Raw genomic sequence first — 10,637 nt, 5'->3', positions numbered from 1 at the left:
CTAAATTGGATAGAAACGCGGCTAAACAAATAAGAGAAGAAATCCAAACGGAAACAAAACGACAGAAAATGGAACAACAACTAAAAGAAGCAATCGCCAATTATACAGAGGGAAAGCAAACGATTGATGAGGCATTGTATTCGCTATTACACCAATCGAGTCAGATAGGAGCAAGATTACGGCAGAAAGCGAAGAAATTTATATCTGAAAATTACGATATCAAGGCAAAATATGCTGTCGACGACATCTACAGTCTATTAACCGAAGAACTATGGAAGTTCGTCGCAGAAAGTCCGAACCGCTTCGAAGAAATAATAAACTACGTAGCGTTATTAGATTACCGTTGTGACTTGCGACTCACAGACTTTAAACGGCATTTTCTAGCGAAAAAGAGGACGGTCGATCGGTTAACTCATCCGAAAAAAGAAGGCGTCCTTGATTATGTAGAACTGCAAGCGATAGCAAACGGAAATTATAGCGTTAGTACATTTAGAGGAAAAGAAAAGGAGGACGAAGAGGATAAAAAGACGGAAAATAAAACGCCTGCCCGCCGTAAATATTTAATTACTGGTTACGAAGAGGATACGTTTGAAAAGCACGTATTAGTAAATGAAATGTTAGAAGCGCCGGGCATATCCGAGGAAGAACGCCGATTACTAGATTATTTATACCGAAGCCCTGACGCCTCGTTATCTGAAATAGCGGAGGATTGCGGTTATACGAGTAAAAAAGCGGCCAGCCGTGCTATTCAGCGAATCGCGCGCCATCTTAACTATCTTATACGTTATTAACTATATATTTACGGTGTGTTACGGAGTGGGCGATGGTGTTAGGTATTATTCCCGTTCTTATTTCTCTTACGTTATTAAGGGTCGTAAGAAGTAGTGAAATCGTGCGGGTAAAAGTGAAAAAAATAAAAAAACATTTAGAGATTGAGAGAGGGGTAATTTAATGAAATGTATTCTGTCTTTACGGGTTGCAAGGAGTTTGTTGGGGAAGGGATTTCGAATAATTGATATAGAGAAATCTAAGAAAATACCAGGTACGCTCGTATTTGTATTTGAACGATCAGCAGAATTAGAGCATGAATTATCGAAGCTAGGAAACTAGGAAAATAACGGCTAAAACGACTAAGGAGAGATTGAATGGAAGCTACTAAGACCACTGAAATGACGCTGAGTGACACTGAAATCGCAAAAAAAGTTACATCATTTTACTATACGAATCAAAAAGTAGAATCAGCGGAGGAGCGCATACGCCTTGTAGAGTCGTTTTTATCTGATGAATTACTAGTGAAAGAAGGCGATACACCTGAACGATACGGGAAGGTATATATGCGACATCCGGTCATATATCGCAAGAGTTTCCATAGGAATTTTAGCGTATTAGAGGTATTAGCGGAGTTTATTATGCAGCCGAAACAGTACGGTGAAAACGGCGAGAAACATAAGGAATATCCAGTTAGCGGAGTAGAGCGTGAACACAATAAACTACAACAACAGAAAGAAAAGGAAGTCCCAATCTTATTCGATATTGATGAGAAGGGAACCTATGGGTACGGTGTTCATGAAAGTGAATTAGTTCGAAAATAAATTAATTTTTTTCAATTAATACTGATATTTTGGGTGGTTAAATTCCATACATAAGTGTAGAGGTTTCCATTACCTCACGCATTGGATCAGTTTTTGAGACGTTTACTACCGCGCCAGTAGGCGTCTCTTCTATTTAACTATTAAGCGACAATTTTAGATTGATAACGATATTACAAGATGAATAAGGAGGGAGTCGTGATGGATAACAAGACATTCCGTGACTTACGTGCTTACTTTGGTTTGACGCAACAACAGTTCGCCGACAAATTAAATCTACATCGAAGCACTGTCGCCAATATTGAAATCGGACTAGTCCCGTTGAGCGATGGCGTTAGAATGCGGGCGTTCCGTGCTTTTAATATAGATGCAGAAATGCTAGAAAAGCTTAAACAATATAGACAACTCTCAATATAGGGAGGTGGAATTTTGGAGGAAGTATTAATACACGTTCATGAAGGAAATCACACGCTTTATACAACTACTGGGCGTATTCTCTCAGAAGGTGTCTTTGAAATGGACAATCCCCAAGAATCAAACCCAAACGAAGAAGAGGAGGAAATCGCGAATGGCTAAAAAGAAAAACGATTCATTAAGATCAAAAAGTGAAGTAAGGAAACGCAAGAAAGTACATGAGGGTAGACAATGGACTGTTAGGCTATTAGAAATCTTACAAGAAAAAGAAGTTAAAGTGGACTAATTTAAAAACTTAAAACGATTTGGAAGGGAGTTAATTATGTGAGTAATAAACAAAAGAAAGATGAAACTAAGCTATGTACAAAATGCGAAGCTATCAAACAAGTAGAAGAATTTTACGGAGCAAAACGATCACACTGTATCGAATGTGAGCGAGAAGAAGCGCGTGGACGCATGAAAGCATATAACGACACGCTGCGCGGAAAGGCGAGCCAAGCGCTACAGTCGTCACGTAAAGCTGTAAAAAGGCTAGATATAGACGTGTGCAACGATTTAACATTACGCGACGTTTTATTTGCCTTTGCGATGGCAGATGGTTAGTGTCAATATTGCGGAAAGAAAACCGAAATTTATCACCTGGAGCATATAGTACCTCTATCTAAGGGTGGCGCAAATACATTCAGTAATATCACTGTCGCTTGTCCATCTTGCAACATTTCTAAGAACGACAATGACGTGTTAACCTGGCACGCCTTTAATAAGAAAATACCGAACGAAAACATGTTGGCGGTCATTGATCGGATGGCGCTAAGAAGAGGTATTTCTACGGCACAAGTTACAGACGAGTTACAAGGTATATAAGACGAGGAGGAAACGGAATGACTATAAATATCCCAAAACAAACACACAAAGTATATATGGAGCGTGATTATTCGGTAAGCGGTAATCGATACGAAGAAGGACGTATTTATACCGTGGATAAAGATGTATTTCAGAAGTTAACGGAATCACAAGACGGACGTGCAGCGGCAGCAAGTAAATGCGACTTTCCTTCACTTGACGTAATTGAGCAGATGGTAGATGCAGCCGTTCGCATTTATGAAAGAAAACGTGATGAGTTAGCGGCACATCCGAAATATGACGATGCGCCTTCACTTCGCGTACATGAATTACAAGAATTACGTAAAGAATTGGATGGACAAGTATCGAAGCTAGTAGACAAGTACGATATTGAAATGCAGGTACTACAACGCGAAGTCGCTGAAAAGATGTATACGTTACAAGCGTCGCAAGACACCGCATACTTAGACATCGCAACAACACAATTACAGTTTGGAAACCCTATTACTACTTTGCAGTCCTTGCTTTTTAAAGCAGAACAAGCCGATGAAGCCGGAAAACTAGCAATCTTACAAGCATTTAGCGGTATCGCAGATAAAGCAAAATCTCATAATCACTACTCTTATTACAAAGCCGATATCGAAAAGAAATTAAATGATCTATACGAAAAAGCAAGTGACGTTCCTACTATTCGAGAGAATGAGCGCCGATTGCAGCAATTAACGGAGTTAAGCAATATGAAAGACCAAATCGATTTACCGTACCAACAACTAGCGGTGTTCGAAAAAGGAGGCATTTAATAAATGGAAGAGTTAGAGATTGAGCAACTAAAGGCGCAAGCTGAACAATATAAAGCCTCTCACGAAGAATTAGTAGAAATGAGAAAACGTGAGGTGCTTCGTAATAAAGGCTTCACAGGACAAGACACGGAAAACGCCATGTCACATTTAAACGGTGAAACTACAGAGGAAATCGAAGTCTCACTAAAAGAGTTAATGATCCGTTTACGTATCGAAGAACGACAACAGGGTGCAGACCCAGGACTCGGAAACGGGTTTCGACACAGACCATCGCCAGTAGACCCAACAGATATTGGTCGCAAGATGTATGAAAGAATCAAAGGTAGTAACACGGTACGAAGTTTAAGAGAAATTAAAGAAGAAGGAGTTAGATAATATGACAGGGATTATGTATCTACAAGCATTTCACAACGATTCATTACAAAAGGTAGTTGACTATACGGTTAGAACGCAAAAAGAAACGGTAGCAGACCGCTACCTTCCTAACGATAATACGTATTCTACGGAAGTAGTTTTCGATTTAGTGAAGAAAGTACCGCTAATTGCATCTATGATCGGTTATGGTGCTGAACCGCCAGTAGTAGACCGTGATGCAATCGCACAGATTCGTGCGGAACTTCCGAAACTAGGTATCAAGCATATCATTACCGAATCGGAACTACTCGCATTAGCAAATACTCAAGGACATAAAGGGTTAGTCGAAGGAATCACTTCCGACGGTAAGCGCCTAACGGAAGCGATTTTAAACTTAGTTTACGTCATGAAAATGCAGGCATTATCAATGGGTAAATATACGACTAGAGTAGGTGGTGTGTCTGCTGAAGTTGACTTCCAAATTCCAGAAGAGAACAAAATTACGTTAGAAAAAGCGAGTGATTGGGCGACTGATCCAAATAGAGACGTACTTAATGATATCGCGGAGTGGGTAGAACGTTATAACGATTTAACGTTTACATACCCGGAGGAAATCTTAGTTTCAAGAAAGATAGCTGATTTATTATGTAAGCATCCAAGCGTAGTGGGTCAAAGCGAGAAAAAAGGAGTTAGCCGCATCTCGCTTAAAAAGTTAAACGAGGTATTTGCCGATTTACAATTACCGCCTTTAACCGTAATCGAAAATACGAAGATTACCGTACACAATTCGTATACAGGAAAAGAGGACGAAATTACGGTATTTCCGGAGAACCGCCTAGTATTGGTATCAAAGGGAATCGGAAACTTCTTATTTGGACCAACCGTAGAAGGTGAAGGTAAACCAGGCATTGTACTAAGAGCGTACGATAAACAAGAGCCTATCCAAAGTGTTTTAAAAGCAGTCGCTACGGGGTTTCCTGTATTAGAAGGCGTAAACAAATTAATGCATGTCGACGTGATGTAACCAAATTATTTACGAGGGGTCGCTTCTTAGTGGCTTCTCTACTTCAAATATAGGGAGTGGATAACGTGAAGGAAGCACCGATAATTGATTACGACAATTTAGATAAAAAGATTGAAGAAATGCGGGCAGAAATCGAAGCAGATAAAAAGGAACGCATTGCGAGGGGTTTGCCACCGGAGCGGCCCGATCGTTTCGTAGACAGGGAAGTCTCAAAAGTACTAGCTGACAAAGTAGAGCACCTTTTTGATTACGCTAAAGGGTACGGTGCTTTGTTAGTACGGACGAAGACACTACAACCAACGCAATATGATGCGGTATATCGGAAATACAGTGATTATATTTTACTGTTAAATGAATCGATTGATTTAGGGTACAAGTGGAGAGGCGATGGTCTTCGAATACTATTAAAAACTTTGAAACTCATCGATAGAGACGAAGTTAGTTACGAGAAAGCTAGCCGAGGGTTTTATAACGTATTTCTGACAATGGAAATAAGTGATATGAATTTAAATCAATTTAACGAAAAACCCTTACCGGACATCGATGAGGAGCGTTTGGAAAAGCTACAGAGCGATGATTCATTTTTACAATCGGAAGTACAACGTTACTTAGAACATTATGAAAGCATTAAACACCTATTTTAAGGAGGAGATACGATGGAACTACGAAATTTACGACAAAACATTACAGAAGAACAGGCTCAAGCTGCAGTTAAATTAGTGGAGAACTCATTCGCAGGAAGGGGACGGAAAACACTCGAAGAGATTGCGGAAGAGTTAGGAATTAGCCGCACCACATTGTGGACTTGGTCACAGGACGTTAACTTTAACCGATATAAGGAGGCGTTGGCAGACCAATTATTGCGTGGTCAAATCGATCTCGCTAACGGTCAACTACTTGCATTAATTCGAGGCGACTTCACCAACAATTCGACGCCTTCTGTCAAAGCGTTGCACCTTTTTTATCAACTGCAAGGGAAATTAGTTAATAAGACAGAAGTTACGACTCATAACGATGAGAAGCCGAAAATGTCTCAGTCTGACATTGAGCGCAAGTTAGCAGAGTTAGGCGAAAATATTTAGACGAGTAAACGGGCGGTGTATCTTCTTAACGGATGGTGCATCGCCCTTTTTTTGTTTTTACGCCGAGAATCGCACTACAAGCCGATTAGAAATAGTTTTACGGGGGATAGGTCGATTAATCGCTAATTTTACGATACTAACTCGTAATACAACTCGTCCAACTTACGTTGCAACACGCCGTAATAATAGGCATACGGATTCTTACGTACCTTATTACGTTTTAACGCACGTATCATTTGCTTAAACGCCTGTATACCGATATCCAATAGATCATCGCTATCATATGCCGTTAGCCAGTACGTGGATATATGATACATGCGGTAGTATTCTTCGATAATGGTAGCGTCATCAAAGAAGCATTTCACTAACTCGGTGAAGCGCTTCGGTACTCTATTACTTACGTATGTATGGTTTAAGCTATCGCCTATACGTTTATTAATTAATAGATTGATAGATTCAGAAGGATTATTAGCTTTAATAGGTACTTCAATATTCTCGGATTGCACTACTTCTTTTATCGGATATGACGTGAAAACATATACGTTATGTGCTTGGTATCCACGCTTAGACGTATTATGTACTTCGATAAGTCCTAACGTTTTAGCTTTGCGTAACATTCTTTCGAATGTAGAACGAGAGATGCCCATAGTGCCGTTATGAGTGGCAGCGACAATCGTTTGTATTTTCGCATTGCAAACGCCAGGCACTTTCGCAGAGAAGCGAATAAGACGTTTTAAAGCGATTAGTTCCGATTTCGTGAACTCTTCTTTTATATCGATCATCCATTGTTCAACGTTATTATTAAAGTCCTTCAAATCGCGGAATTGCGATAAATGTGCAAAGTTAGCGATATTACCTGCTTGCATGAATTCGTCCTCCTTGGAGAACACCCGCTTTACACTCGCCTAAAAAAGGCAATACTAAATACACCTTGTCATATCGTATTTTTTTCGATACAATAAGGATAACATTATGAGTTGGGTCACTGACCGTTGGCGCGGTCTACCCGGAATGAGCGTCTATGCGGGCGCTCTTTTTTTTTCTTAAAAATGATTTCTATTAGTTTTTCGATCTCTATTTAAAGGTGCAATCACCTGTTTAATTATCGAATGTTGATTCTGCTGATCTACTAGCGATTGTTTAGATAAATGAGTGTAACGCATAACCATTCGTAAATCACTGTGACCTAATATAAGTTGTAAATGGCGTAAGTCCATGCCCGATTCTAATGCAGCGGTAGCACTGGTATGCCTAAATAAGTGCGGGTGTACGTTTTTCTTTATTCCCGCTCTCTTAGCGAATGATTTCAAGCGTTTATTAAAGTGATCCTTATCGATTGGCTCTCCGTAATTGGTCAAGAATATATACTCGTTACCAAAATCGACTTTATTTTCTGTTGCAAGTTCGATAATAAGTTTGCTCGTTTGTTTTTGTATCGGCACTATACGATACTTTCTACTTTTTGCATTCCGTCCTCTTACGTGTATAACGTTGTTATCAAAATCTACATCGTTAATAGTTAACGTTAAAGCCTCACTAATACGTAACATCCCATCTAGTAAAACGTTCATTAAAACGAAGTCCCTAAAATCGCTAAATTTTCTCTTGTCAGGCGCGTTTAGTAGTCGTTTTATTTCATCTAAAGATAACGTTTCAATTTCTTCTAACGGCTCGTTAAGGTTTTTAACCTTTAGCAAGGGATTTTCGTCTAGTATCTGTTCTTCATATAAATACCGACTAAATGCTCGTAAAGTTTTCAGTCTAGTATTAACAGTAGATTCCGATAAACCAACCGTCATGTGTTCCTCTTTCTTAAAACGATGCCCCTCAAATTTAACTTTTTCATTCCGCATATAAAGGACATAGTTTCGTATTATTTCCGTATTAAGAGCAGATAAATCATGCGCTATATGTTTCTCGGTTAAATACTCGATAAAATAATGAAAGTTTTCGCGGTATTGCCGTAAAGTACCAGGTGCTCGTCCTTCGGCTTCTTTTACGTGAGTGAACGTTGTAAATAGAACGTGCAAATCGTTTAAAGTATGACGAGTAGTACGCGTTTGTTTCAAACGTTTTCCTTTCAAACGATTAGAAGACAAACAAAAACCCCCTTTCCGTTAGTAACGAAATAGGAGGCTTCCATACCGACATACAGTTTGGCGGTGTACCGCAACCATGTCGGCTAAATCACCGATTAAATCATCGCATAAAAATAGCGCTCTACCCATTGATAGAACGCCATTTTACCGTATTGTATGATCCCGACTGGCCTCGAACCAGCGACCTCCACCCTGTCAAGGTGGCGCTCTCCCTGCTGAGCTACGGGATCATGATATGGAAAAGAATGTATGTTTAATTTTAAAGGAGTAGAAGGATAAAATCAATAGAAAAGTATAAAATTTCAGAACTTTTAGTTTTTGTTATTTAATAGCAGATCCTTTTTACAATTCTATGGAAATAAGGTATAACAGAACTAGAAAATAGTTTTATCAAATATTCGTGAGTAAAAGGAGTACATATATAATGGTAAGAAAATCTTTCAAAATGCGTGTCCCTAGAAATAGAACGATTTCAATTCGTGGTGCGATTCTTGATGTGGATGTGTCACATGACGAGTTTTTGGAGGAGTTAATTGAATGGATAGATTCTAAAGGGTGGTCATTTATGGGGATGACAGATGAGATTACAGAAGAGGAAGCTGGGAATCATTTAATAGATTTATTGCGTGATGAGAAGGATAAGAAAGAGTGAGTCCTTCTTATTTTTATGTGTATAATTATGTTTTTTATCCCGCTATTTGCGGGCAGTAAGACTCCGCCTCAAATTTCAGCGAAAGAAAAGAAGTAACTGCTCGTAAAAGTCTAATTCGTGAGGGCTTTCCATCAGTGGGGGAAGAAAATACCATTGATGGAGGTTTCACTTTATTGTAAAAGTGTGATATAGTGAAAAATGGTGATTGTTTTTCCATTTAAGTCCCAATCAAATGTTAGGGTGTTCGAATTCATATATATGTTGTAAAAGAAAAGTGAAAAGGGAGAGTCATATGGTAAATTGTAAGAAAATTATGGTTTTTATGCTGGCGGTTTGTTTGTTTTTTTTAACACCTATGACGTTGTATGCTGAAACTGGTACTGAAACGGCGCCGACGCCAACACCAGCACCTGGAACAGGGCCAAATGTGTTTGGACAGTTCGCGGTTTCGATTGATGCAAAAACAGGGGATGTATTGTACGACAAAAATGCACATCAGCATGCATTTCCAGCTAGTATGACAAAAGTTTTGACGGCGATTTTGTTAATGGAACATGCGAAGCCTGACGAGCAATTTTCGTTTTCGCAATTGGCGTTAGACCAGGAAAAGAGTAATTATCAGCTTGAATTTCAAGTTGGGGAGACGGTGAATCGTGATACAGCACTAATGATTTTAATGGTACTAAGTGCGAATGATGTCGCATATGCGATTGGTGAGCACATTGGAGGAAATATAGAAAACTTTGCAAAGATGATGAATGAGAAAGCAAAGCAGTTAGGAGCAACAGATAGTCACTTTGTAACTCCAAATGGTTTACATGATCCGAATCATTATACAACGGCATATGATATGGCAATGATTACGAGAGGGGTTCAACAATACCCTGAAATTTTGCAAGCAATGAATACAAAGCGAACAACGGTTACAACATCTAGACAAACAGTTTCTATTTTTAATAAAGCGACTTATTTTGAAAATCCATATTGTATTGGTGGGAAAACAGGTTTTACAAATGAAGCACGGAATACGCTTGTATTATTAAATGAGAAAGACGGCAATCGAATTATAAATGTAGTAATGGCCTCACAAAAGCCGGAAATTTATGAAGATATGCGGCAGATGACTGATTATTCTTTTTCACAATTTACGAAACAAACGGTATTAGATAAGAATAATTGGCATGAAAGAACGACATATTTAGACAAAGATATAGATTGCGAACTGGAACGAAGTGCAGAGCTTATGTTAAAGAAGGATGAAGGAAAGAATGTGAAAACAGTTTTTCGGTCAGCTCCTGCTGATAAAGAAGTATTGTATCACAAGGGGATTCATCGCGGTGAAGTAGTCGGAACAGTTGATGTTACAAAGAATAATCAAACAATTGCAAGTATTAATGTTCTTTCAAAAGAAGATGTTACGTTCGCAATGCCGAAAGAGACTATAAAGGTAGCTGGATCAACATACTCCTTTAAAATGATAGCGGGAATTGGAGCCGGAATCATTGTTCTTATATTGTTTGGTATATATATGATAAGAAAAGCTAAAAAGAATGCGGTTTCAGAAGAAAAATAGGCAACGATGGTTGCCTATTTTTTATTGCGTTTTTCAACCGTTCATTATAGTATTGTTTTAAGTTCTTTTTTAAGAACGTGGTGAAGTATTCTATTTTACATGCATATATATCATAAATATATAAATCCATTTTAATTTTTCGACATCTAAATCCCTGCTATGCAGAATACAAAGTAACCTACACTCGTTTGCTCTTTCTGTTTTTAC

General features: G+C 38.8%; 17 protein-coding genes, 1 tRNA gene and 1 pseudogene. 16 read left to right on the top strand and 3 right to left on the bottom strand.

Annotation, left to right across the window (positions count from 1 at the left end):
• From V7183_RS12160 to V7183_RS12100, 14 genes and pseudogenes are all read left to right on the top strand, one after another.
• Positions 1 to 791, top strand: a 791-nt coding sequence (locus V7183_RS12160; RefSeq protein WP_335359686.1) for a hypothetical protein, incomplete at its 5' end; no start/stop codon positions are given.
• A gap of 160 nt (positions 792 to 951) precedes the next feature.
• Positions 952 to 1,110, top strand: coding sequence for a hypothetical protein (locus tag V7183_RS12155; RefSeq protein WP_335359685.1), 159 nt, complete (start codon positions 952 to 954; stop codon positions 1,108 to 1,110).
• Positions 1,111 to 1,145: 35 nt separating this feature from the next.
• Positions 1,146 to 1,592: a hypothetical protein gene (locus tag V7183_RS12150; RefSeq protein WP_335359684.1), complete on the top strand. Its 447-nt coding sequence runs from the start codon at positions 1,146 to 1,148 to the stop codon at positions 1,590 to 1,592.
• 198 nt (positions 1,593 to 1,790) lie between these two features.
• The gene (locus V7183_RS12145; RefSeq protein WP_335359683.1) at positions 1,791 to 2,006 is read left to right on the top strand and encodes a helix-turn-helix transcriptional regulator; all 216 of its coding nucleotides are present in this window, start codon (positions 1,791 to 1,793) and stop codon (positions 2,004 to 2,006) included.
• A 12-nt stretch (positions 2,007 to 2,018) separates the two neighbouring features.
• Complete coding sequence (locus V7183_RS12140) at positions 2,019 to 2,165, top strand: hypothetical protein (protein ID WP_335359682.1); 147 nt, start codon at positions 2,019 to 2,021, stop codon at positions 2,163 to 2,165.
• Entirely contained in the window at positions 2,158 to 2,289 is a 132-nt protein-coding gene (locus V7183_RS12135) for a hypothetical protein (protein WP_335359681.1), read from the top strand. The genes V7183_RS12140 and V7183_RS12135 overlap by 8 nt, the downstream gene beginning before the upstream one ends.
• 38 nt (positions 2,290 to 2,327) lie before the next feature.
• The gene (locus tag V7183_RS12130) at positions 2,328 to 2,606 is read left to right on the top strand and encodes a hypothetical protein (RefSeq protein WP_335359680.1); all 279 of its coding nucleotides are present in this window, start codon (positions 2,328 to 2,330) and stop codon (positions 2,604 to 2,606) included.
• A 12-nt stretch (positions 2,607 to 2,618) separates the two neighbouring features.
• Positions 2,619 to 2,723 (top strand): annotated as a pseudogene (locus V7183_RS25965) (HNH endonuclease); the annotation flags it as partial.
• Positions 2,724 to 2,741: 18 nt separating this feature from the next.
• Positions 2,742 to 2,867, top strand: coding sequence for a hypothetical protein (locus V7183_RS12125; protein WP_335359679.1), 126 nt, complete (start codon positions 2,742 to 2,744; stop codon positions 2,865 to 2,867).
• Positions 2,868 to 2,884: 17 nt separating this feature from the next.
• Positions 2,885 to 3,646 (top strand): hypothetical protein, encoded by a 762-nt coding sequence (locus V7183_RS12120; protein WP_335359678.1) that lies wholly within the window; start codon positions 2,885 to 2,887, stop codon positions 3,644 to 3,646.
• A gap of 3 nt (positions 3,647 to 3,649) precedes the next feature.
• On the top strand, positions 3,650 to 4,021 hold the full coding sequence (locus V7183_RS12115; protein WP_335359677.1) for a hypothetical protein: 372 nt from the start codon (positions 3,650 to 3,652) through the stop codon (positions 4,019 to 4,021).
• Position 4,022: 1 nt separating this feature from the next.
• Positions 4,023 to 5,024: a major capsid protein gene (locus tag V7183_RS12110; RefSeq protein WP_335359676.1), complete on the top strand. Its 1,002-nt coding sequence runs from the start codon at positions 4,023 to 4,025 to the stop codon at positions 5,022 to 5,024.
• A 65-nt stretch (positions 5,025 to 5,089) separates the two neighbouring features.
• Positions 5,090 to 5,668 carry a hypothetical protein gene (locus V7183_RS12105; RefSeq protein ID WP_335359675.1) on the top strand — a complete coding sequence of 193 codons (579 nt, stop codon included), beginning with the start codon at positions 5,090 to 5,092 and terminating at the stop codon, positions 5,666 to 5,668.
• A 12-nt stretch (positions 5,669 to 5,680) separates the two neighbouring features.
• The gene (locus V7183_RS12100; RefSeq protein WP_335359674.1) at positions 5,681 to 6,106 is read left to right on the top strand and encodes a phBC6A51 family helix-turn-helix protein; all 426 of its coding nucleotides are present in this window, start codon (positions 5,681 to 5,683) and stop codon (positions 6,104 to 6,106) included.
• Between the two features lie 128 nt (positions 6,107 to 6,234).
• Here the strand turns inward: V7183_RS12100 and V7183_RS12095 are convergent, their stop codons facing one another.
• The 3 genes from V7183_RS12095 to V7183_RS12085 all read right to left on the bottom strand — a co-directional run bounded on the left by V7183_RS12095 (position 6,235) and on the right by V7183_RS12085 (position 8,435).
• Entirely contained in the window at positions 6,235 to 6,972 is a 738-nt protein-coding gene (locus tag V7183_RS12095; protein ID WP_335359673.1) for a hypothetical protein, read from the bottom strand.
• Positions 6,973 to 7,149: 177 nt separating this feature from the next.
• Positions 7,150 to 8,205 carry a tyrosine-type recombinase/integrase gene (locus tag V7183_RS12090; RefSeq protein ID WP_335359672.1) on the bottom strand — a complete coding sequence of 352 codons (1,056 nt, stop codon included), beginning with the start codon at positions 8,203 to 8,205 and terminating at the stop codon, positions 7,150 to 7,152.
• A 157-nt stretch (positions 8,206 to 8,362) separates the two neighbouring features.
• Positions 8,363 to 8,435, bottom strand: a tRNA-Val gene (locus tag V7183_RS12085).
• A gap of 194 nt (positions 8,436 to 8,629) precedes the next feature.
• On the opposite strand from V7183_RS12085, the gene V7183_RS12080 reads away from it, so the two are divergent.
• Both V7183_RS12080 and V7183_RS12075 read left to right on the top strand, forming a co-directional pair.
• The gene (locus V7183_RS12080; protein ID WP_097896033.1) at positions 8,630 to 8,857 is read left to right on the top strand and encodes a hypothetical protein; all 228 of its coding nucleotides are present in this window, start codon (positions 8,630 to 8,632) and stop codon (positions 8,855 to 8,857) included.
• A gap of 292 nt (positions 8,858 to 9,149) precedes the next feature.
• Positions 9,150 to 10,430: a D-alanyl-D-alanine carboxypeptidase family protein gene (locus V7183_RS12075; RefSeq protein WP_335359671.1), complete on the top strand. Its 1,281-nt coding sequence runs from the start codon at positions 9,150 to 9,152 to the stop codon at positions 10,428 to 10,430.
• Positions 10,431 to 10,637 lie beyond the last annotated feature (207 nt).

The sequence above is a fragment of the Bacillus sp. JJ1127 genome, from assembly GCF_036965845.1.
Taxonomy (GTDB): Bacteria; Bacillota; Bacilli; order Bacillales; family Bacillaceae_G; genus Bacillus_A.
The sequence above is the reverse complement of the archived record's forward strand: the minus strand, read 5'-3'. Positions and strand labels throughout refer to the sequence as shown.

Excerpts from the sequence above, each read along its gene's own strand:
- V7183_RS12135 (WP_335359681.1), top strand. The coding sequence starts at position 2,158 with ATGGCTAAAAAGAAAAACGATTCATTAAGATCAAAAAGTGAAGTAAGG.
- V7183_RS12095 (WP_335359673.1), bottom strand. The coding sequence starts at position 6,972 with ATGCAAGCAGGTAATATCGCTAACTTTGCACATTTATCGCAATTCCGC.
- V7183_RS12100 (WP_335359674.1), top strand. The coding sequence starts at position 5,681 with ATGGAACTACGAAATTTACGACAAAACATTACAGAAGAACAGGCTCAA.
- V7183_RS12115 (WP_335359677.1), top strand. The coding sequence starts at position 3,650 with ATGGAAGAGTTAGAGATTGAGCAACTAAAGGCGCAAGCTGAACAATAT.
- V7183_RS12155 (WP_335359685.1), top strand. The coding sequence starts at position 952 with ATGAAATGTATTCTGTCTTTACGGGTTGCAAGGAGTTTGTTGGGGAAG.
- V7183_RS12080 (WP_097896033.1), top strand. The coding sequence starts at position 8,630 with ATGGTAAGAAAATCTTTCAAAATGCGTGTCCCTAGAAATAGAACGATT.
- V7183_RS12120 (WP_335359678.1), top strand. The coding sequence starts at position 2,885 with ATGACTATAAATATCCCAAAACAAACACACAAAGTATATATGGAGCGT.
- V7183_RS12075 (WP_335359671.1), top strand. The coding sequence starts at position 9,150 with ATGGTAAATTGTAAGAAAATTATGGTTTTTATGCTGGCGGTTTGTTTG.
- V7183_RS12145 (WP_335359683.1), top strand. The coding sequence starts at position 1,791 with ATGGATAACAAGACATTCCGTGACTTACGTGCTTACTTTGGTTTGACG.
- V7183_RS12150 (WP_335359684.1), top strand. The coding sequence starts at position 1,146 with ATGGAAGCTACTAAGACCACTGAAATGACGCTGAGTGACACTGAAATC.
- V7183_RS12110 (WP_335359676.1), top strand. The coding sequence starts at position 4,023 with ATGACAGGGATTATGTATCTACAAGCATTTCACAACGATTCATTACAA.